At 75.0% G+C, this 21,442-nt stretch carries 18 protein-coding genes; 11 read left to right on the top strand and 7 right to left on the bottom strand.

What is annotated here, in order from left to right; genetic code table 11:
* The first annotated feature begins 259 nt into the window (after positions 1-259).
* Together ABZ479_RS30210 and ABZ479_RS30205 are read left to right on the top strand one after the other, a co-directional pair.
* Positions 260-1,321, top strand: coding sequence for a S1 family peptidase (locus tag ABZ479_RS30210; RefSeq protein WP_499603796.1), 1,062 nt, complete (start codon positions 260-262; stop codon positions 1,319-1,321).
* Positions 1,322-1,471: 150 nt separating this feature from the next.
* The gene (locus tag ABZ479_RS30205) at positions 1,472-2,383 is read left to right on the top strand and encodes a S1 family peptidase (RefSeq protein ID WP_500464519.1); all 912 of its coding nucleotides are present in this window, start codon (positions 1,472-1,474) and stop codon (positions 2,381-2,383) included.
* Positions 2,384-2,418: 35 nt separating this feature from the next.
* Here ABZ479_RS30205 and ABZ479_RS30200 read toward each other — a convergent pair whose 3' ends face one another.
* The gene (locus tag ABZ479_RS30200; protein ID WP_500464518.1) at positions 2,419-3,540 is read right to left on the bottom strand and encodes a winged helix DNA-binding domain-containing protein; all 1,122 of its coding nucleotides are present in this window, start codon (positions 3,538-3,540) and stop codon (positions 2,419-2,421) included.
* Between the two features lie 62 nt (positions 3,541-3,602).
* Between ABZ479_RS30200 and ABZ479_RS30195 the strand changes: the two genes are divergently transcribed.
* Complete coding sequence (locus ABZ479_RS30195; protein ID WP_500464517.1) at positions 3,603-4,568, top strand: helix-turn-helix transcriptional regulator; 966 nt, start codon at positions 3,603-3,605, stop codon at positions 4,566-4,568.
* A 124-nt stretch (positions 4,569-4,692) separates the two neighbouring features.
* Positions 4,693-5,655 (top strand): slipin family protein, encoded by a 963-nt coding sequence (locus ABZ479_RS30190; RefSeq protein WP_500464516.1) that lies wholly within the window; start codon positions 4,693-4,695, stop codon positions 5,653-5,655.
* Here ABZ479_RS30190 and ABZ479_RS30185 read toward each other — a convergent pair.
* Entirely contained in the window at positions 5,648-6,490 is an 843-nt protein-coding gene (locus tag ABZ479_RS30185) for a GNAT family N-acetyltransferase (protein ID WP_500464515.1), read from the bottom strand. The genes ABZ479_RS30190 and ABZ479_RS30185 overlap by 8 nt on opposite strands.
* 147 nt (positions 6,491-6,637) lie before the next feature.
* Between ABZ479_RS30185 and ABZ479_RS30180 the strand changes: the two genes are divergently transcribed.
* Positions 6,638-7,753: a S1 family peptidase gene (locus ABZ479_RS30180; RefSeq protein WP_500464514.1), complete on the top strand. Its 1,116-nt coding sequence runs from the start codon at positions 6,638-6,640 to the stop codon at positions 7,751-7,753.
* 100 nt (positions 7,754-7,853) lie between these two features.
* Here ABZ479_RS30180 and ABZ479_RS30175 read toward each other — a convergent pair whose 3' ends face one another.
* The gene (locus tag ABZ479_RS30175) at positions 7,854-8,147 is read right to left on the bottom strand and encodes a hypothetical protein (protein ID WP_500464513.1); all 294 of its coding nucleotides are present in this window, start codon (positions 8,145-8,147) and stop codon (positions 7,854-7,856) included.
* A 274-nt stretch (positions 8,148-8,421) separates the two neighbouring features.
* Between ABZ479_RS30175 and ABZ479_RS30170 the strand changes: the two genes are divergently transcribed.
* The gene (locus tag ABZ479_RS30170) at positions 8,422-9,651 is read left to right on the top strand and encodes an amidase (protein WP_500464512.1); all 1,230 of its coding nucleotides are present in this window, start codon (positions 8,422-8,424) and stop codon (positions 9,649-9,651) included.
* Here ABZ479_RS30170 and ABZ479_RS30165 read toward each other — a convergent pair.
* A complete protein-coding gene (locus tag ABZ479_RS30165; RefSeq protein ID WP_500464511.1) occupies positions 9,638-10,519 on the bottom strand; it encodes a thermonuclease family protein in 882 nt (293 codons plus the stop codon). The genes ABZ479_RS30170 and ABZ479_RS30165 overlap by 14 nt on opposite strands.
* A gap of 170 nt (positions 10,520-10,689) precedes the next feature.
* Between ABZ479_RS30165 and ABZ479_RS30160 the strand changes: the two genes are divergently transcribed.
* The 3 genes from ABZ479_RS30160 (at position 10,690) to ABZ479_RS30150 (ending at position 16,332) form a co-directional block, all read left to right on the top strand.
* The gene (locus ABZ479_RS30160) at positions 10,690-14,181 is read left to right on the top strand and encodes a DNA polymerase III subunit alpha (protein ID WP_500464510.1); all 3,492 of its coding nucleotides are present in this window, start codon (positions 10,690-10,692) and stop codon (positions 14,179-14,181) included.
* The gene (locus ABZ479_RS30155; RefSeq protein WP_500464509.1) at positions 14,178-15,218 is read left to right on the top strand and encodes a DNA polymerase Y family protein; all 1,041 of its coding nucleotides are present in this window, start codon (positions 14,178-14,180) and stop codon (positions 15,216-15,218) included. Before ABZ479_RS30160 ends, ABZ479_RS30155 begins: the two co-directional genes overlap by 4 nt.
* A 169-nt stretch (positions 15,219-15,387) precedes the next feature.
* The gene (locus tag ABZ479_RS30150) at positions 15,388-16,332 is read left to right on the top strand and encodes an esterase/lipase family protein (RefSeq protein WP_500464508.1); all 945 of its coding nucleotides are present in this window, start codon (positions 15,388-15,390) and stop codon (positions 16,330-16,332) included.
* A gap of 9 nt (positions 16,333-16,341) precedes the next feature.
* On the opposite strand, the gene ABZ479_RS30145 is transcribed toward ABZ479_RS30150, so the two are convergent.
* Positions 16,342-17,355 (bottom strand): lytic polysaccharide monooxygenase auxiliary activity family 9 protein, encoded by a 1,014-nt coding sequence (locus ABZ479_RS30145; protein WP_500464507.1) that lies wholly within the window; start codon positions 17,353-17,355, stop codon positions 16,342-16,344.
* Between the two features lie 618 nt (positions 17,356-17,973).
* On the opposite strand from ABZ479_RS30145, the gene ABZ479_RS30140 reads away from it, so the two are divergent.
* Positions 17,974-18,486, top strand: coding sequence for a DUF4232 domain-containing protein (locus tag ABZ479_RS30140; RefSeq protein ID WP_500464506.1), 513 nt, complete (start codon positions 17,974-17,976; stop codon positions 18,484-18,486).
* 60 nt (positions 18,487-18,546) lie between these two features.
* Here the strand turns inward: ABZ479_RS30140 and ABZ479_RS30135 are convergent, their stop codons facing one another.
* Both ABZ479_RS30135 and ABZ479_RS30130 read right to left on the bottom strand, forming a co-directional pair.
* Positions 18,547-19,302, bottom strand: coding sequence for a DUF2637 domain-containing protein (locus tag ABZ479_RS30135; RefSeq protein ID WP_499603768.1), 756 nt, complete (start codon positions 19,300-19,302; stop codon positions 18,547-18,549).
* Between the two features lie 54 nt (positions 19,303-19,356).
* Complete coding sequence (locus ABZ479_RS30130; protein WP_499603767.1) at positions 19,357-19,671, bottom strand: hypothetical protein; 315 nt, start codon at positions 19,669-19,671, stop codon at positions 19,357-19,359.
* A 118-nt stretch (positions 19,672-19,789) separates the two neighbouring features.
* Here ABZ479_RS30130 and ABZ479_RS30125 point away from each other — a divergent pair, with 118 nt between their 5' ends.
* The gene (locus tag ABZ479_RS30125) at positions 19,790-21,319 is read left to right on the top strand and encodes a carboxyl transferase domain-containing protein (RefSeq protein ID WP_500464505.1); all 1,530 of its coding nucleotides are present in this window, start codon (positions 19,790-19,792) and stop codon (positions 21,317-21,319) included.
* The last annotated feature ends 123 nt before the right edge of the window (positions 21,320-21,442 follow it).

Raw genomic sequence — 21,442 nt, 5'->3', positions numbered from 1 at the left:
GCGCCCGGGTGGCGGGGGCGGCGGTCCCATCAGGTGATACACCGTCACCCCGGCACGCCCCCGGGGCGCCGCCGCGGAGTTCGGGGGGTGTGCCGCGGCCGAAAGCTGCCCTTGTGCGCTTGTGCGTGACTCTGAATACTCCCGTGTGCGCAGCACTTGTCAGGGGCACGCCACCCCCACAGTACGGCGGCGTCCTGGCTGCGCCTCACCGGCCCGCGCTACGCGGGTCAACTTCCGTTCCCCCACAGGAGGAAAACGCGTGAGGATCAAGCGCACCACCCACACCCCCGTCCCGAGACGCGCTCGGCTGATCGCCGTGGCGTCCGGTCTGCTGGCGGCCACCGCGCTCACCCTGCCCGCCGCCCAGGCCGCCCCCGCGCCCAAGGCCTCCCCCGAGGCCGCGGCCGCGCTCACCACGTCCCTCGGCACCGCCTCCACCGCCGGTTCGTACTACGACGCCAAGGCCAAGGCCATGGTCGTCAACGTCACCAGCGACAAGGCGGCCCAGGCCGTCAGCGCGGCCGGCGCGGTCCCGAAGTTCGTGGCGCACAGCACCGCCCAGTTGGAGAAGGCCGGCAAGGCCACCCTCGCCGCGGACGTCGCGGGCACCTCGTGGGTCGTCGACCCGAAGTCCAACCGGCTGGAGGTCACCGCCGACAGCACGGTCTCCGGTGCCGAACTCGCCAAGCTGCAGGAGGCCACGGCCTCCTACGGCGACGCGGTCACCTTCCGCCGTACGGCCGGCACCTTCAAGCGGCTGATCGCCGGCGGCGACGCCATCTACGGCGGCGGCTACCGCTGCTCGCTCGGCTTCAACGTGCGCAGCGGCAGCACCAACTACTTCCTGACCGCCGGGCACTGCGGTGAGGTCGCGTCCACCTGGTACTCCAACTCCAGCCAGTCCACCGTGCTGGGCTCCAACGTCAGCTACAGCTTCCCGACCAACGACTACGCGCTGGTCCGGTACAGCAACACCTCCGTGACCAAGAGCGGCACGGCCGGCAACACCGACATCACCAGCGCCGGCAACGCCTTCGTGGGCCAGGCCGTCCTGCGTGACGGCTCCACGACCGGCATCCACAGCGGTTCGGTCACCGGCCTCAACGCCACCGTCAACTACGGCGGCGGCGACGTGGTCTACCAGATGATCCGCACCAACGTGTGCGCCGAGGGTGGCGACTCCGGAGGCGCGCTGTACACCTCCGGCGGCATCGCGCTGGGTCTGACCTCCGGCGGCAGCGGCAACTGCAGCGTCGGCGGCACGACCTTCTTCCAGCCGGTGACGGAGGCGCTCAGCGTCTACGGCGTCAGCGTCTTCTGACCTTCCGGGAGGTCCACGCCCTCCCTTCCGTCACGGACGTGCCCGGCGGCCCCACGGCCGCCGGGCACGTCCCGTATGGCCCTCTTGTCCGACAGGGCTGATCGTCGCAATACTCCGCGAGGCACCGCATAACCTCGTAGGGGGGAACATATGAGGAACAAGCGCACCACTCCGCGCCGCGGCCTCGCCAGAGGCGCCGCACTGCCCGGAGCGGCGCTGCTCGGCCTGCTGGCCGCGACCGCGGTCGCCGTGCCGGACGCACGGGCCGCCACCGCCGCGACCGCCGCCCGCACCGCCTCGGCCGCGCAACTGGCCGCGGCGGGGCTGGCGGCCGAGTCGGCGGACGTCGCGGGCAGCGCCTGGGCGGTCGACCCGCGGAGCGGCGCGCTGGTCATCGCCACCGACGACACCGTCTCGCGCAGCGGGCTCAGCGCGCTGCGGCGGGCCGCCGGACGCCACGGCGGCGCGGTCCGCTTCGAGCGCGTGGGCGGCTCCTTCAAGCGCATGGTCGCCGGCGGCGACGCCGTCCACGGCGGCGGCTTCCGCTGCTCGGTCGGCTTCAACGTCCGCGCCGCGGGCACCTACTACTTCCTGACCGCGGGTCACTGCGGACGCGCCGCCACGACCTGGTACGCCGATCCCGGCCGGACCAGGACACTGGGCACCACCACCGCCTTCAGCTTCCCGTACGACGACTACGCCCTGGTCCGCTACACCGGCTCCGTCGCCCGGCCCGGCAAGGCCGGCCGCCAGGACATCAAGAAGGCCGCGCGGGCCCGGGTCGGGGAGGCGGTGAGACGGGACGGCTCCACGACGGGCGTCCGCAGCGGCACCGTCACCGGGCTCGGCTACACCGTCAACTACGGCGACGGCGACATCGTCCGCGACCTCATCCGCACCGACCTCTGCGCCGAACCCGGGGACTCCGGCGGGCCGTTGTACGACGGGACCAAGGCACTGGGGCTGCTCTCCGGCGGCAGCGGCGACTGCACCGAGGGCGGCACCACCTTCTTCCAGCCGCTGCCCGAGGTCCTCACGGCGTACGGGGTCAGCGTGTACTGAGCCGGCCCCGCCGCCGCCCGGGAAACGCTCCGCGGTCACCCCGCGAAGCGCACCTCCCGGGCGGCGGCCTCCGGCACCGCGAACGCCAGCAGCCGCCCGCCCTCCGCCGCGACCGCCTCCCGGGCCCGGGCGCCCAGCGGCGCGTACGGCCGGACGTGGAGCACGGCGGCGTCGCGGGCGGCCTGGATCCGCCACAGCCCGTGGACGAAGCCGTCGTGCAGGAAGAAGCCGCGGTTGCTGCCGCTGCCGGGCAGCGGCAGGTCGGTCCGGGGGTCGCGCGGCATGATCCGTGCCCGGTCGGCGTGCGAGAGGGCGATGTTGTCGTACTGCGGCAGGAAGCGCGGCGGCGCCGGTGTCCCGGGGTCGGGGAAGGGCGCTCCCGGGACGTCGTACAACGTGGTGCCCTTCTCGTCGCGGTAGACCCGCAGCCGCGGGCGGAGCCGGTCGACGACCGCGCCGAGCCCGGTCAGCCCCGACCAGACGGCGACGTCCCGGGGCGAGGCGGGCCCGAAGGCGGCGAGGTAGCGCAGGACGGCCGCGTCGGGCGCGGCGCCGTCCGCGAGGTCGAAGTCCCGGCCCAGCCAGCGGTCGGCCGGGGTCTGCAGGGCCGCGCCCGAGGTGCGCCACAGGCCGCGCGGCGGCGGCTGCACCGTCGGAACGCGGGCCGTGACGGCCAGGCTGAGCGGCAGCCGCTCCCGGTCCGGCCAGCGCTCGCGCAGGGCGTCCCCGAGCCGGCTCGCCGGCAGTGGGCCGGCCGAGAGCAGCGCCCGGCCCGCCGCGGCCACCTCCGCCAGGTCCAGCCCCGCCAGCTGCCGCCGGAACTGCCCGAGCAGGCGGCGTTCGATCACGTCCTGCACCACCGGGCGCAGCGCCGTGCAGTCCCGCGCCGTCACCAGATGCACCGTCCACCGCAGCAGCGACATCCGCACCGCCCGCCGGTCCTCCAGCAGCGCGGACAGCTCGCGGGGCGCGAAGTCCTCGACCCGGGACCACAGCGCCACGTACGGGTCCTGCGGCTCCTGCGCCTGCAGCCCCACCAGCCGCTCGACCGTCTCCGCGACGCCGGTGCGCTCCCGGCCCAGCAGCGACTGCCGCGCGAGAAGGGAGCGGTTGAGCGTCCGGCGGTCGAGGACGGTGCCCTCGGGGATCGTCTCCATGGACGTGACGGTAGGGCGGAACGCGGTCAGGAACCGTCCGCGACGACTGCCAGACTGATGCCGTGCTGGAAACCTCCGCCCGTCTGCTGCGCCTGCTGTCCCTGCTCCAGTCCCGGCGCGACTGGCCGGGGCCCGAACTCGCCGAGCGCCTCGAGGTCACCGCCCGGACGGTGCGCCGCGACGTGGAGCGCTTGCGCGCCCTGGGCTACCCGGTGCACGCCACCCCTGGCACCGCCGGCGGCTACCGGCTGGGCGCGGGTGCCGCGCTGCCCCCGCTGCTGCTCGACGACGAGGAGGCGATCGCGGTCGCGCTGTGCCTGCGCACCGGCGCCGGCGGCACCGTCGAGGGCATCGAGGAGACCTCGCTGCGCGCCCTGGCCAAGCTGGAGCAGGTGCTGCCCTCCCGGCTGCGCCACCGGGCGCAGGCCATGGAGGCCGTCGCGGTCGCCCGGCCCGCCGTCCTGCGGAGCGCCGTCGCCCAGGACGTGCTGACCACGATCGGCACCGCCTGCCGCGACCACGAACGGCTGCGCTTCGACTACCGGGCGCACGGCGGCACCGCCAGCCGCCGCACCGTCGAGCCGCACGGCCTGGTCCACCACGGCCGCCGCTGGTACCTGCTCGCCTGGGACACCGACCGGCAGGACTGGCGCACCTTCCGGGTGGACCGGATGGAACCCAAGTCCCCGACCGGCCCCCGCTTCGCGCCCCGGCGGCCTCCGGCGGACGCCGCGACGTACGTCGCCCGCGGCGTCACCTCGCGGGCCTACCGCCACCAGGCGGTCGTCGCCGTGCACGCCCCCGCCGAGGCGGTGGCGGAGTACGCCGGCTACGCGACCGTGGAGTCCACCGGGCCGGACAGCTGCGTGCTGCGCACGGGTTCCGACTCCCTGGACGCGCTCGCCGTCTACATCGGCATGATCGGCGTCGACTTCGAGGTGCGGGAGCCCCCTGAGCTGGTGGAACGGCTGCGGGTCGTCGCGGACCGGCTCGCCCGGGCGGCGGGCGAGCCGGGCGCGCCGCGGTAGGGCGCCGCCGGGGGCGCGCCCGGCCGGCGACCGGGCACCGTAACGGGGCATCCCGGACCGTATCCGGCGGGTTACCCGCGAGGTACCGTGGAAGTACTGCGATTCCGGACCCCAGGGGGCCGTGATGGTCGTCGAGTTGATAGCCGCCGTGCTCTCGGCGGGAGCGCTGTACTTCGTCGCCGGGGCCCGTGTGGTGCAGCAGTTCGAGCGGGGCGTGGTGTTCCGGCTCGGCCGGGTCAGGGGCGGGGTGCGCACGCCCGGATTCACCATGATCGTGCCGGTCGTCGACCGGATGCGGAAGGTGAACCTGCAGATCGTGACGATGCCGGTGCCCGCCCAGGAGGGCATCACCCGCGACAACGTCACGGTCAGGGTGGACGCGGTGGTGTACTTCAAGGTCGTCAACGCCACCGACGCGATCATCAACGTCGAGGACTACCGGTTCGCCGTCTCGCAGATGGCGCAGACCTCGCTGCGGTCGATCATCGGCAAGAGCGACCTCGATGACCTGCTCTCCAACCGCGAGAAGCTCAACCAGGGGCTGGAGCTGATGATCGACAGCCCGGCGATCGGCTGGGGCGTGCAGATCGACCGGGTCGAGATCAAGGACGTCTCGCTGCCGGAGACGATGAAGCGCTCGATGGCCCGCCAGGCCGAGTCCGAGCGGGAGCGCCGGGCGCGGATCATCAACGCGGACGCCGAGTTCCAGGCCTCCAAGAAGCTCGCCGACGCCGCGGCGGTCATGAGCGACACCCCCGCCGCGCTCCAGCTGCGCCTGCTGCAGACGGTCGTCGCCGTCGCCGCGGAGAAGAACTCCACGCTCGTGCTGCCCTTCCCGGTGGAGCTGCTGCGCTTCCTCGAACGCGCCCAGCCGGGCCCGTACCCCGCGGTCGAAGCGCAGCCCGCGCCGGCCCCCCGCGCGGCGGCCCCGCGCGGGCCCGCGCCACGGGCCGAAGCCGACCCGCCGGAGTCCGGCGTTCCGCTGGAGGAGCCCGCCGAGGAGCTCCCCGCCGACCTGCGCGAGACGCTTTCGGCGGACCCGCTGCTGGACACCGTCCGGCCGCAGCGGCCCCCCGACGTCAGCTGACCCCGTCGCCCGCGGGCGGCACGTCCGGCCGCCACACGTACGGCACCGTCACCGCCACCGGCAGCAGCCCCAGCCGGGCCAGGATCGGGGCGATGTCCGGGGAGGCGTCGACCTGCACGAAACGGTGCCCCGCGGCGACCGCCAGCCGGGCCCGGTGCGCCACCGTCGCCCGGTAGGCGCCCCGCCCCCGCCACTGCGGCAGGGTGGAGCCGCCCCACAGCGACACGAAGTCGGTGCCCTCGTGGAAGCGGGCCCAGCCGGCGCAGACCACCGTGCCGTCGGAGGTCTCGGCGACGACCACGGTGCAGGGGTCGCCGGGCCCCGACACCTCGCTCTCCAGCATCCCCGGCAGCCAGTCGTGGGGGACGCCCCAGACCGCCTCCTCCATCTCCCTGACGCGCTCGAAGTCCGCCCGTGACGTGACCTCCCGCAGCGCGAGACCCGCCGGCAGCACCGGCGCGGCCGTCAGCGCCGCCGCCTCACCGACAAGTACCGTCTCCGGTTCCTCCGGCACGAAGCCGGCCGCGACCAGCCGGTCGGGCAGCCCCGGCGGCAGGTCGTGGGCGTGGTACTTCCACTCCACCGGCATGCCCAGCGCCGCGTAGTGGTCCCGCTGCCGGGCGATCAGGGCGTCCAGCCCGGGGCCGTCCAGTCCGCCGAGGTCGCGGTAGTCCAGGAACCCCGTCTCCCCGTGCTCGTAGGTCTTGCGCAGCAGCGGGCCGTCGCGTTCCACCGAGCGGAACCGCGAGAGGTCGGCGGGCACACGGGCGCGCAACTGCCGGTCGTAGGCGGCGCGGTACTCCAGCGCCACGGGGGAGGGGTCGAAAGTGCTCATCGGGCGGATTCCACCACAACCGCGACCGCGGACGCGAGCGGATCGGCGGTGGTGAACGCAACGGGGCGGGCCTGCGTATGTGGGACGAACGACGCTTCCCCCTGAGCCCGACGATCCGGCCTGTATCCCCCCACAGGAGGTCACGAGTTGAAGCACAAACAGATAGCCAAGAGGAAGATCGTGTTCGTCACGGCCGGTGCCGCCGCCATCGCGGCAGCGGCCGTACTGCTGCCCAACGCCAACGCCTCGCAGTCTGCGTCGCAGGAACGTGAGGCCGCCGCGCCGAAGAAGTTCAGCGCCGCGTCCGCCGCGGAACTCGCCTCCCGGCTGGGCGCGGAGTTCGGCCCGTCCGTCGCCGGGGCGTACTACGACAAGGCGAGCGGGCGGCTCGTGGTGAACGTGGTCGCCGGGGACCACGGCGACGTGATCGCACAGGCACAGCGGGCCGGCGCCGAGACGCGGACGGTCGAGAACAGCGCCGCCGAACTGACCTCCGCCGCGCGGACCTTGAAGCAGCGCGCCACGATCCCCGGCACCGCCTGGGCCGTCGACCCCCGGACCAACCGGATCCTGGTCACCGCGGACCGCACCGTCACCGGCGGCAAGTGGGACACCCTGGAGTCCACCGTGCGGTCCCTGGGCGGCGGCATGGCCCGGATCCGGAAGTCCGCGGGCGAGTTCAAGCCCCTGCTGGCCGGCGGGGACGCCGTCTTCGCCGACGGGGCGCGCTGTTCGCTGGGCTTCAACGTCGTCAAGGACGGCGCTCCGGCCTTCCTCACCGCGGGCCACTGCGGGGTCGCCTTCCCGAACTGGTCGGACAGCCAGGGCGGGGCGCCCGTCGCGACCGTGCGGCAGGCGGTCTTCCCGGGGGACGGCGACTTCGCCCTCGTGACGTACGACGACCCGGGCACCCAGGCGCCCAGCCAGGTGAACCTCGGCAACGGCCGGGCCCTGGCGGTGGGCGGGGCCGCGGAGGCGGCCGTGGGCCAGGAGGTGTTCCGGATGGGCAGCACCACGGGGCTGCACGGGGGCACGGTCCTCGGGCTCGACGCGACGGTCAACTACCCGGAGGGCACCGTCACCGGGCTGATCCAGACCGACGTCTGCGCGGAGCCGGGCGACAGCGGGGGCGCACTGTTCACCCGTGACGGCAGCGCGATCGGCCTCACCTCCGGCGGCAGTGGGGACTGCCAGGCGGGCGGGGAGACCTTCTTCCAGCCGGTGACCACGGCGCTGGCCGCGGTCGGGGCGCAACTCGGCTGACGCCCACGTGTTCCGGCGGGCCCCGGGCTGCGGCGGAGTCCGGGGCCCGGCCGTGCGCGGCCGGGGGAGCCGCACCGGGTGCCGGGCCGGGATCAGGGGGTCAGTGGAACCGGCGGTGCAGGGGGAAGGCCATGACCGTCGCGCCGACGTGCACGGCGGCCCGGTGCGCCGGGCGCGGCGCCTTCGCCTCCTCGTGCAGGCCGACCAGCAGCGCCGCGAGCCGGTGCCGGAAGTCGTCCCAGACCTCGGCGTCCTCGTCCTCCGGGTACCGCGGGGGCCGTGCGCCGCACGGCGGCTCCACCAGGCCGGCGGCCGCGAGGCGGCGCAGGCGGCTCACCATGCGCAGCCGGCCGGGGTGCGCCACGGGTCTGGAGAGGATGTCGGTCGCCGTCATGGCGGTCAGTAAATCGTGCCGTCCCCTTGCCTTCGCAACCCCTGAGTAGCCACTGGGGTGACGCGCGCGTGACACGGGTTGACGGGTGGGGCGAGGGAGCATCCACGTGACATCGGGACGTGACGAATCTCGCACCGACGCGGTGTTTGGGGCGCCCGGGAGGGCGCGTACGCTCGCCCCCTTCCGGGCCGGGCCGCCCGTCCCGGCCCGCGGGGGCCCGCGGGGCGGGGCGATGACGCCGTGTCCGGGGAAGGCCGGGGCTTTTCGGCGTAGCGTGGCGGCCGTGACGGATCTGGTGGCACGGACTTGTGACCGCATCGACCGGCTCGACGCCCGGATCAAGGCGTTCGTACGGGAACCGGACCGGCGGGGCCGGCTGGCGGCGGAGGCGGCCGCGGCGCCGGCGGGTGCGCTGTCCGGGATGATGGTGGGCGTCAAGGACATCGTCCGGATCGACGGGATGGAGACCAGGGCCGGGTCCGCGGTGCCGCCGGAGGCGCTGGCCGGGCCGCAGGCACCGCTGGTGGACCGGCTGCGGGCGGCCGGGGCGCTGGTCGCGGGGAAGACGGTGACGGCCGAGTTCGCGGTGACCGCCCCCGGGCCGACCCGCAATCCGCACAACACCGCCCACACGCCGGGTGGTTCGAGCAGCGGTTCGGCGGCCGCGGTGGCGGCGGGCATGGTGCCGCTGGCGGTCGGGACGCAGACCGTCGGCTCGGTGGTCCGGCCCGCGGCCTACTGCGGGGTGGTGGGCTTCAAGCCGACCTTCGGACGCGTACCGGTGGACGGGGTGATCGCCAACGCCCCGAGCTTCGACACGGTCGGCGTGCTCGCCGTCGACGTGGCCACGGCGGCGCGCGGCGCGTCCGTCCTGTGCGACGACTGGCGGGAGCCGCCGGCGGCCGGCGAGGGCCGGCCGGTGCTCGGCGTCCCCGTCGGCCCCTACCTGGACCGGGCCGGGGCGGAGGCCCGGGATGCCTTCGCGGCCCAGGTCAAGCGGCTGGAGGCGGCGGGCTGGACGGTCCGCGAGGTGCCGGTGATGGCGGGCCCGGGCGAGTTCGACGCGGTCGTACGGCAGTTGTACGTCATGAACCGCTACGAGGCGGCCCGTACGCACGCCGACTGGTTCCCCCGGTACGGCCACCTATACCGCGAGCAGACGGTCGCCGCCATCCGCGAGGGCCACGCCGTCGGCCGCGACGACTACGAGCGGGCCGCGGGCGAGCGCCGGGTCTTCCGCGAGCGGCTGCTGGCGGCCATGGGGGAGGTCGACGTCTGGCTGGCGCCGTCCGCCACCGGCCCCGCCCCCTTCGGGCTGGGCAGCACCGGCGACTCGGTGATGTGCCTGCCGTGGAGCAACGCCGGCTTCCCCGCGGTGAGCCTGCCCGCCGGGTTCGCCGCGAACGGCCTGCCGTTCGGTCTGCAGGCCGTCGGACGCCCCGGCGAGGACGAGGAACTGCTGCGGTGGGCGGCCGGGTTCGCCCCGGTCGTCAGGCCTCGGTGAAGACCAGGTCCTCGATCGGGACGGTCATCCGCACGGTGTGGTCGCCGGTCACCTCGACGACCCGGTGCAGTCCCCGCACCTGCGTGCGGGGGGTGTCCGAGGACAGGATCCGGTAGCTGTCCGCCGCCCCGGCCAGGAAGGCGCGGAAGGCGGCGAGGGAGGGCTCGCCGAGTGCGAGGTAGTCGGAGAGCCGCCGGAAGAGCTTGGGGACGAGCACCGCGTCGTCGGTGAGCGAGGAGAGCCCGGTGATCTTCGCCCCGGTGGTGCTCACGTCGCCGGGCCACAGCCCCTTGCCCGCGTCCCGGGCCTGCCGGGCGACCTCGGTCAGCTCCTGGCGCAGGTCCTCGTAGAGGTTGCTGTAGAAGGTGGGGTAGGCCAGGCCCTCGGTGATCAGGTGGTGGTTGACGGTCTCGCGCAGCAGCGGCACGCCGACGGTGACCTCCTGCCCGCTCTTCGTGCCCTCCGGCAGCGGGCCGCGGCCGGCCAGGGCGACGCAGCGGCCGTGCACGTCCACCCCGCCGGTCAGGATCCAGCCGGGGACGCTCTCGGGGGCGGACGCGACGACGCGCTCGTCGCCGGGCCCGCGCTCCACGGCGGTGAAGCCGAGCCAGCGCAGCAGCTCGTCCCGGGCCGCGTGGGCGAAGGGCAGCGGCTGGTGGGCCGGGGCGGAGGTGGGTCCGTAGTGGGTCTCCAGCGCGTCGACGGCGTCCAGGCGCAGCTTGCCCCGGCAGGAGTTGGTGAGGTCGAGCCCGAGCCCGCCCCTGACCCGGTTCCAGTCGGGGTGGCGGGTGGGGGTGAAGCCGACGGTGTCCCCGTCCGGTTCGGTGTTCTTTATCTGGAAAGAGCCCTTGACCAGCAGCATCGGCATGGCGACTCCCCGTCGGGGTGCGAGCGTCGGTGACGTCGTGTGCATGAAACCACGCGGAGGGTGGCGGAGGACAGGGATCCGGCGCGTCTTCGTACATGTGTTCGACAAGTGGTCTATGGTGGGTGGCAGAGGGTTCGGAAGGGGGGAGACGCGAGCGGTCGGAGGTGCGTATGGCGGGATTCACGCACCTGCACACCGTCTCCGGCTTCTCGCTGCGGTACGGGGCCTCGCACCCCGAGCAGCTCGCCGAGCGAGCCGCCGAACGGGGGATGGACGCGCTGGCACTGACCGACCGGGACACCGTGGCCGGTGTGGTGCGCTTCGCCAAGGCGTGCGTACGGGCCGGGGTGCGGCCGCTGTTCGGCGCCTCCCTGGCGGTGCCGGCGGCGTACGCCGGAGGGGGCGCCGCCCCGCAGACCGGCTCCCGGACCGGCTCCCGGACCGCCCCGCCGGCCGCCCGGCGGCGCACCCCGGTGCGCGGCGGGGCCTTCGTGCCGGAGGCGACCGACCGGGCGGTGTTCCTCGCCCGCGACCGCCGCGGCTGGGGCACGCTGTGCCGGCTGGTCAGCGCCGCCCACACCGACGGCGGCATCGGCTGGGAGGACCTGGGACGGGAGGGGCTGTACGTGCTGCTCGGCGCGGACTCCGAGGTCGGCCGCGCGCTGGCGGCCGGACGCCCCGACCGGGCCGCCCGGCTGCTGCGCCCCTGGCGCGAGGTGTACGGGGACGCGCTGCGCCTGGAGGCCGTGCACCACGGCCGCACCGGCACCGGGTACGGCTCGCTGCGGCTCGCCGCCCGCACCGTCGGCTTCGCCGTCGAGCAGGGCGTCGTCCCGGTGCTGAGCAACGCCGTCCGCTACGCCGACCCCGGGCAGGGGGAGGTGGCCGACGTCCTGGACTCGGCGCGCCGCCTGGTGCCCGTCGACGTGCGCGACACCGGGAGCCTGGACAGCGGCGAGCGCTGGCTGAAGGACTCCGGGGACATGGCGCGCACCGCCGAACGGGTCATGGAGGCGGCCGGGTTCACCCGCGGCGACGCCCGCCGGCTGCTGCGGTCCACCGAGGAGACCGCCGCGGGCTGCGCCGTCGACCCCGAGGAGGACCTGGGGCTCGGGCAGGTGCACTTCCCCGAGCCGGAGGTCGTCGGCGCGGGCGCCCGCACCGCCGACCGCGTGCTGCGCTCCCACTGCGCCGCCGGGATGGTCCGCGAGGGCCACGACCGGGACCCGGCGTACTGGACGCGGCTCGACCACGAACTGCGGATCATCGAGCGGCTCGGGTTCGCCTCGTACTTCCTCACCGTCGGCCAGGTGGTCGCCGACGTGCGGGAGATGGGCATCCGGGTCGCGGCGCGCGGCTCGGGCGCCGGCTCGCTCGTCAACCACCTGCTGGGCATCGCCGCCGCCGACCCCGTCGAGCACGACCTGCTCATGGAGCGCTTCCTGTCCGGCCGGCGCGCCTCCCTGCCCGACATCGACATCGACGTGGAGTCCGCCCGCCGGCTGGAGGTCTACCGGCGCATCCTGGACCGCTTCGGCGGCGAGCGGGTCGCCACCGTCGCCATGCCCGAGACCTACCGCGTCCGGCACGCGGTCCGCGACGTGGGCGCGGCCCTCGGGATGGACCCGGAGCAGACCGACCGGCTGGCCAAGGCCTTCCCGCACATCCGGGCCCGCGACGCGCGGGCCGCCCTCGCCGAACTGCCCGAGCTGCGGCAGGTGGCCGGGGAGGACCACGGCCGGCTGTGGGAGCTGGTCGAGGCGCTGGACGCACTGCCGCGCGGGGTCGCCATGCACCCCTGCGGGGTGCTGCTCTCGGACGCCGGGCTGCTGGACCGTACGCCGGTGATGCCGACCAGCGGCGAGGGCTTCCCCATGTCGCAGTTCGACAAGGACGACGTCGAGGACCTCGGGCTGCTCAAGCTCGACGTGCTCGGGGTGCGCATGCAGTCCGCGATGGCGCACACCCTGGACGAGGTGGAACGGACCGGCGGCGGCCGGATCGACCTGGACCGCATCCCGCAGGGCGATCCCGCCACGTACGAACTGGTCCGCTCCGCCGAGACGCTGGGCTGCTTCCAGATCGAGTCCCCCGGCCAGCGCGACCTGGTGGGGCGGCTGCAGCCGGCCACCTTCCACGACCTGGTCGTGGACATCTCCCTCTTCCGCCCCGGGCCGGTCGCCGCCGACATGGTGCGGCCCTTCATCGAGGCCCGGCACGGCCGCACGCCCGTCCACTACCCGCACCCCGACCTGGAGCCCGTGCTGCGCGAGACCCACGGGGTCGTCGTCTTCCACGAGCAGCTCATCGACATCATGCGGGTCATGACCGGCTGCGACCGGGGGTTCGCCGACGAGGCCCGGCGCGCGCTGTCGGACGAGGCCCGGCAGGGGCGGCTGCGGGCCTGGTTCGCGGACGAGGCCCGGGAGCGCGGCTACTCCCGCGAGGTCATCCGGCACACCTGGGAGATCGTCTCGGCCTTCGGCGCGTACGGCTTCTGCAAGGCGCACGCCGTCGCCTTCGCCGTGCCGACCTACCAGTCCGCCTGGCTCAAGGCGCACCACCCGGCGGCCTTCTACGCCGGGGTGCTCACCCACGACCCCGGGATGTACCCCAAGCGGCTGCTGCTCGCGGACGCCCGGCGGCGCGGGGTGCCGGTGCTGCCGCTGGACGTCAACCGGTCGGGCGCGGCCTACCGGATCGAGCCGGTGCCCGGCGAGGAGGGCGAGGGGGCCGAGGAGGTGTGGGGGCTGCGGCTCGCGCTCTCCGAGGTGCACGGCATCAGCGAGGCCGAGGTCGCCAGGATCACCGCCGGACAGCCCTACTCCTCCCTCCAGGACCTGTGGGAGCGCGCCCGCCCGGGCCGTGCCGCCGCCGAACGCCTCGTCCAGGTCGGCGCGCTGGACTCCTTCGGGGGCAACCGCCGCGACATGCTGCTCCAGGTCGCCGAGGTGCACCGGCAGGGCCGGGCCTCCGCCTACGACGGCCAGCTCACCCTGACCGGAGGGGCGGGCGAGCCGTCGTTCGCGCCGGTCGGCCTGCCCGACATGGACGACGGCGAACGGCTCGGCGCCGAACTCGGCGTCCTCGGCATGGACGCCTCCCGCCACCTGATGGACGACCACCTCGCCTTCCTGGAGGAGCTGGGCGCGATCCCGGCGAACCGGCTGCGCGAGGTGCGGCACGGCGAGACCGTGCTGGTCGCCGGGGCCAAGGCGGCCACCCAGACGCCGCCCATCCGCTCCGGGCGCCGGGTCGTCTTCACCACCCTCGACGACGGCACCGGCCTGGTCGACCTCGCCTTCTTCGACGACAGCCACGAGGCCTGCGCCCACACCGTCTTCCACTCCTGGCTGCTGCTGGTCCGCGGGGTGGTCCAGCGCCGCGGCCCGCAGAGCCTGTCCGTCGTCGGCGCCGCCGCCTGGAACCTGGCCGAACTGGTCGAACTGCGCAAGGAGGGCGGCCTGGAGGCGGTCGCGGCGCGCCTGGCCGAGACCCCGGGCGAACCCGCCGGCCTCCCGGCGCCCCCGCCCGCGGGCCGCCGGGTCCGCATGTCCACCGGTTACGAGATGCACCCCTGGGCCGATCTGCGGCCCGCGGGCGAGGGCGTCCCGACCGGCCGCAAGCTGTGGCACTCCAGCCCGGGGAGCGCGGGACGATGAGCGCCGACCTGACGCGGGGCCCGCGGGCCGGGCGGAGCCCGCAGCCGCCGGGGACCCCGCCCGCGCCGCACGTGCTGTACGTGCACTTCCACGCCGCCGAGGAGCGGTACGAGCCGCTGCTCGCGCTGCTCGGCGGCTTCACCCCCGTCGTCCAGGCACTGCCGCCCGACGCCGCGCTCGCCGACGTCCGCGGGGCGCTGCGCTACTTCGGGCGCGACGCCGCGGAACTGGCCACGCTGCTGCGGGTGCGGCTGCTCGCGCTCCACGGCGTGGACTGCACGATCGGCGTCGGCCCGAACCCGCTGCTCGCCCGGATGGCGGCACAGGACGGACCGGAGGGCGCGGTGCGCGTCGCTCCCACCGACCCCGCCGCCGTCGCGGCCTTCCTCGCCGAGCGCCCGGTGGCGGCGCTGCACGGCGTCGGCCCGGCGACGGCACGGCAGTTGGCCACGTACGGCCTGGACACGGTGGGACGGGTGGCGGCCGCGCCCCTGGGCACCCTGCAGCGGATCCTGGGCGCCGTGGCGGGCCGCAGGACGCACGAGCGGGCCCGCGGCATCGACCCGGCCCCGGTCGTCCCGAACGCCCCCGCCCGCTCGGCCGGGGCCGAACGCCGCTTCGGCCACGACGAGCTGGACCCGGTGCGGCACCGCCGTGCCCTGCTGTCGCTCACCGAGGAACTGGGCTCCTCGCTGCGTGCGTCGGGCCGGGTCGCGCGCTCACTGACCCTCACCGTCCGCTACGCCGACCGCTCCACGACCACCCGCACCCGCGCGCTGCCCGAGCCGAGCGGCCACGGCACCGCACTCGCCGAGGCCGCGTACCGGCTCTACGAGGGGCTGGGGCTGCAGCGGGCCCGGGTGCGCGGACTCGCGCTGCGCGCCGAGGGGCTGACGGACGCCGGACTCGCGACGCTGCAGCTCAGCCTGGACCCGGGGGACGAGAAGGCGCGCCGTATCGAGGCGGTCGCGGACCGGGCGCGGGCCCGTTTCGGCCCGCGGGCGCTGATGCCCGCGGCGCTGTCGGGTGCCGCCTGACGCCCCTTTATCACATCGACGTGAAGCCGACGTGATGAATTCTTTACCGACCGGTAGCTGGCGACGTTTGTTACTCACTCGTAAATTGACGGAAGCTCAGCACTCTGGTGATCCGGATCACAGGCTGCACGGGAGCCAGTCCTTCCCCCACCTGCGAGGAGATCGCTCGATGCTGCCCATCAGACCGCGATCAGCGCTCCGGCTCCTCTCCGCGCTGACTCTCACCGCCGCCCTCTTCGCCACCCCCGTCCTGGCGGACACCACCACCGCCGCACTGGCGAAGGCCCCCGCGTCCGGCACCAAGGCCACCACGGCCGTCAACGCCGCGGCCACCGCCGCCGGCGCCACCGCGAGCAGCGGCTGGAACAACTGGTCCTGCAAGCCGTCCGCCGCCCACCCGCGGCCCGTCGTCCTCGTCCACGGCACCCTCGGCAACTCCATCGACAACTGGCTCGGGCTCGCGCCCTACCTGGTCAAGCGGGGCTACTGCGTCTACTCCCTCGACTACGGCCAGCTGCCGGGCGTGCCCCTCTTCCACGGACTCGGCCCCGTCGCCGCGTCCGCCCGGCAACTCGCCGACTACGTCGACCGGGTCCTCGCGGCCACCGGCGCGGGCAAGGTCGACGTCGTCGGGCACTCCCAGGGCGGCATGATGCCGCGCTACTACATGAAGTTCCTGGGCGGTGCCCCCAAGGTGAACGCCCTGGTCGGCATCGCGCCCAGCAACCACGGTACCGACCTGGGCGGGCTGCTCAAGCTGCTGCCCTACTTCCCCGGCGCGGCCGAGGCCATCGAGCACCTCACCCCGCAGGGACTGACCGACCAGATGGCCGGATCGGCCTTCCTCACCCAGCTGAACGCCGGCGGCGACACCCTGCCCGGCGTCCGCTACACGGTGATCGCGACCAAGTACGACGAGGTCGTCACGCCGTACACCTCGCAGTTCCTGTCCGGCCCCGACGTGCGCAACGTGGTGCTGCAGGACCTGTGCCCGCTCGACCTGTCCGAGCACGTCCTCGCCGGGCTGACCGACCGCATCGTGTTCCACGAGACGGCCAACGCCCTCGACCCGGCGCACGCCAAGGCGACCGACTGCGGGGACGTCTTCAGCTGACGGTCCGCCTCAGCCGGCGTTCCCCGCCCGGCGCCTGCGGGCGACCAGCAGCAGCACCGACGCACCGAGCGTCACGGCGGCGGCCCCCGCCGCCATCAGCGAGGTCGTGCCGGTGCTGCTGCTCCCGGTCTGCGCGAGGTCCGCGCCGGCCGGGGAGGCCTCCGCCGTCGTGGACGGCTCCGCGAGCGGGCTCGCGGGGCCCTCCGCGGCGGTCTGCGCGTGATGGCGGTGGCGCACCGTCGACCGGTCCGCCCCGGCGGAGACCTGCGCGTCGTCCGGCACGGAGGCGGTGGGCGCGGGGGCGGTCGTGGCCGCGGCCGGGGCGCCCCCGGTCGTGGCGGGGGCCGAGGTGGCGGGCGCGGCGGGTGCCTCCGGGGCCTTGCCGGTGTCCGCGCCGAAGACCACGTCCGAGCAGGAGTAGAAGGCCTCCGGGCTGTCCGAGCGCTGCCAGATCACGTAGACCAGCTGGCGCCCCGACCGGGCCGGCACGTCCACCGGCAGGACGTAACCGCCGTCCCGCACCTGGGGGTCGGTGACCTTCGCGAAGGGCCGCGCGTCCAGGTCCGACCACGTCAGCGGCCTCGACGGGTCGTACCCCGCCTTCGTCATGTACAGCTCGAACGCACCCTTGTGGCGGGCCGTCACGCGGTACGTCAGCTCCTGCCGTCCCGGTGCCATCCGCGTCGCCGGCCAGTCGGCCCGCGCCAGGTCCAGCGCCTTGAACTCCTCGTTGCCGGCGCTGCACAGCCTGCCGTCCGGTATCAACTGCCGGTGGCGCCCGGCCGCGTCGCCGATGCGCACCCCGTTCCAGTCGTAGAAGGCCTGCGTGCCGCCCGCCGCGACCGCCGCCCGGCACGCCGCCGACGACGGGTGCTCGGGGTTCTCCGCGTAGCAGGTCAGCACCCGGCTGACCGGGCCGCCCATGGTGCCGTGGGCGTTCGCCGGTCCCGCCGCCAGGCCGGTCAGCGCGAGCGGTCCGATCCCGAGGGCGGCGGCCAGGGCAGCCGTTCTGCGTGCGGTCATGGTGGGGTTCTCCTTCGGCGGTGGCCCGGGGTGCGCGGAGTGCCGGGACCCCGTCGGCGCCGCCCCCGTGCGCGGCGCCGACGGGCATCGGCGAACCAGCACGCTAGCCGCGCCGCAGGGGCGGAACCCCTGTTCGGGGGACCTGCGGACGATCTTTATGGCGGCGTTAAGGCATCGCTAAGCGGGGGCTGAGGATGCGGGACGCGCCCGGACCGCGACCTCACCGCCCCCGAGGGCGGCCGGCTGAGACGGCGGGGTAGTTAAGGCGCGTTGAACAACGTGTCCGGCCTGTTCTGAAAAAGCCCCTGATGTAGTTGGGTTCCCGGCGTGAGGATCATCAGGAAGTGCGTCCCGGCCGTCGTGGTGCTGCTCTGCGCCTTGGCGGGCTGTGCGACGCCGCCTCCCGCCGACGACTCGGGGCTCGCCGGAGCCCCGTCGCGCGCCGTCCCTGCTCCTCCCTCGCCGCGGTCCGTGCCACCGGTGTCCACGCCACCGCCGTCGGGGCAGTCCACGCGGCCCCCACGCCCGCGAGGTACCGCGTCCCGGCCGGCGCACGCGGGCACGCGACCGGCCGCTCGGCAGACGCCGCCGCAGGAGGCCGCGCCCAAGTGCCGCTCGGTGGACCTGACGGCCACGGCCGGGCGGTCCGCCGAGCCGCAGCCCGGCGGTCGTGTCGGCGAGTACCTTGCGCAGATCGTGCTGCACAACGTCTCCCACGGCACCTGTTCGCTGCAGGGCTGGGCGGGACTGGAGGTCTTCGGCGACGGCATACCGGTCGTCTGCAACGGCGCCGACGATCCGACCCCCGACTGCGGCAAGGGGCCCGACACGACGGAACCCAGGTCGGTCACCGTCACCCGGGTCCCGGGACTCGCGGCCGACCTCGTCGTGCTCGCGCCGGGGGAGCAGACCTCGTACGGCCTTCTCTGGTCGGACGAGCGGCGTCCCGAGTGCCATGCGACCGGCGGGTGGGATCCCCCGTACGGCGCCCGGGTCTGGATCCCCGGTGACTCCCGGCCGCTCACGGCCGCCCCGCTGCCGGACATGTGGGCGTGCGGGGGGCTCATCCGGCTCATGCCGATCGGCCAGACCTTCGTGCCGTTCGGAGGATCGGCCGGAGGCACCGGCTGAGCGGTCCGGCCGGCCCGCCGCGGCCCCGGCCCGCTCGACGGGCCGGGGAGGGGCGCCGTGTCAGGAGGAGTGCCGGCTGCGGGAGGTGCGGCGCGGCGGGTGGGTGAGGGTGATCTGCCGTACGAGCTGGTGGAAGCAGGACAGCGCGGCGATGGCGGGCAGGCTGGCGACGGTCCAGTCGGTGATCGTCCGGGGGGCGGAGGCGACGCAGAACAGGATCGCGAAGGCCGAGAAGAGCAGGACGACCGCCCAGGAGTGCGGTGCGCGGCGCTGGTGCAGCGCGGCCCGCAGGATCGACAGCGAGGCCACCATCCAGGGGCCGTAGACCAGCAGCGGCCACCAGTCAGCCAGCCCCGACGCCCCGTTGGTGGCGGCGATGTGCCGCAGCGGGTCGTGGGCGACCATCCCGCCGAGCACGCTCACCATGGCCACGATCGTGGCGGCGACCGCCGCGACGACGAAGCTGAGCGTCTGGGTCCTGGTCACCTTCTGCCGCAGCGCCGCCCCGCGGATCCTGCGGTGCCGGTGCCGGGTGAGCGGCAGTTCGTGGGTCGCGGCCTCCGGGGAGGGCGCGGCGAAGACGTCGTCCTCGTCGTCCTCGTCCACGTCGTCCAGCAAAGGGGGTTCGAGGAGCTGGGCCAGTTCCTCCTCGGACGTCCACACCCCGTTCAGGACGTCGTAGTCAGGGGCCGAGAAGACGCCGTTCCCCGAGGTGTCGTCCGGGGCCTGGCGGGGACTGTAAATGGTGTGGCCGTTGAGGTCGTCCTCGTACGGCACGTCGTTCTCGAAGCGGAAACGGTCCTGCAAAGGCGGCATGTAGGAATTCCTGTCGGGGCCGGGCGTGTGCGGGGGATACGGTGAATGCACGCCCTAATACCGCCCGTCCAGATCGATGCCGGAGCAGCGGCGGGTGAAATCACCCTCGATCCCGACCATTTCGTTGGCGAACTGTTCCAGTTCCGAAGAGCAGTACACGAGGGGAATGTGCTCCTCGCCGCGCTCGATGTAGGCGTCCGAACTCTGCCCGAAGAATCCCGCCGTCCCCGGGACGAAGACCCATTCCCCGAGGGGGAGGCCTTCCGGCGGGCGGTACGGACGGCTGCGGCGGATGGGCGCCGGGACCGTCCGGGGGACCTCACTCCCGGACGGCGCACCCGGCGCGTTCTGGGGATCGACTGTGACCACATCCCCACAACGACCTTCGGCCCGTGATGGAGTTGCGCCGTCCGAGTGACCTCCGCCCCGTGTTCCGTGAGGTGTTGGCCCTGGCCACCGCCTCCGTCGGGCACCCTAGGGTGGCCCCATGACCGAACCGACGCGCCGCCGCGCGGCCGCCCTCGAGCTCATCGACGCCGTCGTCGACCGCGGCACCTGGCACGGCTGGGACGAGCCCGTGACGGCCCTGCCCGGGTACCTCGACGACCCCGGCTACCGCGCCGACCTCGCCCGGGCCCGGGAGCGCACGGGGCTCGACGAGTCGGTCGTCACCGGCGAGGGGCGTATCCGCGGCCGCCGGGTCGCCGTCGTCGCGGGCGAGTTCCGCTTCCTGGGCGGCTCGATCGGCGTCGCCGCGGGCGAACGCCTCGTACGGGCCGTCGAACGGGCCACCCGCGAACGGCTGCCGCTGCTGGCCTCGCCCGCCTCGGGCGGGACGCGGATGCAGGAGGGCACCATCGCGTTCCTGCAGATGGTCAAGGTCGCGGCGGCCATCACCGACCACAAGGCGGCCGGTCTGCCGTACCTGGTCCACCTGCGGCACCCGACCACGGGCGGGGTCTTCGCGTCCTGGGGCTCCCTCGGGCACGTCACCGCCGCCGAACCCGGTGCGCTCATCGGATTCCTCGGCCCGCGGGTCCACGAGGCCCTGTACGGGGAGGAGTTCCCGGCCGGCGTCCAGGTCGCGGAGAACCTGCTGGCCAACGGCATCGTCGACGCGGTCCTGCCCTCCGGGGGACTCGCGGACGCCGCGGCCCGGGTGCTCGGGGTGCTGAGCGGCGACTCGTCGGCCGCCCCCGACCCCGGCGGGGCCGGACCCGAGCCCGCCGCGCCCGTCCCCGTTCCCACCGCCGAGGAGTCCATCCGGCGCTCGCGGCGGCCCGAACGGCCGGGGCTGCGCGCCCTGCTGGCGGTGGCCGCCCGGGACGTGACCCCGCTCAGCGGCACCGGCGCGGGGGAGCGGGACCCCGGACTGCTGCTGGCGCTCGCCCGCATCGGCGGCACGCCCTGCGTCGTCCTCGGCCACGACCGGCGGGAGACGGGCGACGGCCGGCCGCCCGCACTGGGCCCCGCCGGCCTGCGGGTCGCCCGCCGCGGCATGGGCATCGCCGCGGAACTGGACCTGCCGCTGCTGTCCGTCGTCGACACCGCGGGCGCCGCCCTCTCCCGGGAGGCCGAAGAGGGCGGGCTGGCGGGCGAGATCGCCCGTTCCCTCGCCGACCTGATGACCGTGCCCGCGCCCACGCTGTGCCTCCTGCTCGGGCAGGGCGCCGGCGGGGGCGCGCTCGCGCTTCTGCCCGCGGACCGGGTGGTCGCGGCCCGCCACGCCTGGCTCTCCCCGCTGCCGCCCGAAGGGGCCTCCGCGATCCTCCACCGGACGACGGAGCGCGCGTACGAGGTGGCCGGGCGCCAGGGCGTGCGCTCGGCGGACCTGGCCGCGCACGGCATCGTCGACCGCGTGGTGGAGGAGGCCCCCGACGCGGCGGACGAGCCCGAGGCGTTCCTGGTCCGCCTGGGCGCGGTCCTGGGTGCGGAACTCGCTGCCCTCCGGACCCGGCCGCGCGCCGTCCGCCTGGCGGCCCGCCGCACCCGCTACCGGAACCTCGGCCTGAGCTGACACCCCTGCCGTGGAGCGGTCGTTGACGCCGCGCAGTCGCGGGGCCGGCGACGCCCGCCCACGGACCCCGGGTCTGATGCGGGTGGCCGCCACCGGGTCCTGCCGGTGCGCCGGACGGCGGCC

The organism is Streptomyces sp. NPDC005722 (assembly GCF_040630935.1).
GTDB lineage: Bacteria > Actinomycetota > Actinomycetes > Streptomycetales > Streptomycetaceae > Actinacidiphila.
Note: the sequence above shows the minus strand (reverse complement) of the source record. Positions and strands in the feature narration are given on the sequence as shown.

Coding starts and splice junctions, on each gene's coding strand:
- ABZ479_RS30205 (WP_500464519.1), top strand. CDS start 1,472: ATGAGGAACAAGCGCACCACTCCGCGCCGCGGCCTCGCCAGAGGCGCC.
- ABZ479_RS30200 (WP_500464518.1), bottom strand. CDS start 3,540: ATGGAGACGATCCCCGAGGGCACCGTCCTCGACCGCCGGACGCTCAAC.
- ABZ479_RS30190 (WP_500464516.1), top strand. CDS start 4,693: ATGGTCGTCGAGTTGATAGCCGCCGTGCTCTCGGCGGGAGCGCTGTAC.
- ABZ479_RS30185 (WP_500464515.1), bottom strand. CDS start 6,490: ATGAGCACTTTCGACCCCTCCCCCGTGGCGCTGGAGTACCGCGCCGCC.
- ABZ479_RS30175 (WP_500464513.1), bottom strand. CDS start 8,147: ATGACGGCGACCGACATCCTCTCCAGACCCGTGGCGCACCCCGGCCGG.
- ABZ479_RS30165 (WP_500464511.1), bottom strand. CDS start 10,519: ATGCCGATGCTGCTGGTCAAGGGCTCTTTCCAGATAAAGAACACCGAA.
- ABZ479_RS30160 (WP_500464510.1), top strand. CDS start 10,690: ATGGCGGGATTCACGCACCTGCACACCGTCTCCGGCTTCTCGCTGCGG.
- ABZ479_RS30155 (WP_500464509.1), top strand. CDS start 14,178: ATGAGCGCCGACCTGACGCGGGGCCCGCGGGCCGGGCGGAGCCCGCAG.
- ABZ479_RS30150 (WP_500464508.1), top strand. CDS start 15,388: ATGCTGCCCATCAGACCGCGATCAGCGCTCCGGCTCCTCTCCGCGCTG.
- ABZ479_RS30145 (WP_500464507.1), bottom strand. CDS start 17,355: ATGACCGCACGCAGAACGGCTGCCCTGGCCGCCGCCCTCGGGATCGGA.
- ABZ479_RS30135 (WP_499603768.1), bottom strand. CDS start 19,302: ATGCCGCCTTTGCAGGACCGTTTCCGCTTCGAGAACGACGTGCCGTAC.
- ABZ479_RS30125 (WP_500464505.1), top strand. CDS start 19,790: ATGACCGAACCGACGCGCCGCCGCGCGGCCGCCCTCGAGCTCATCGAC.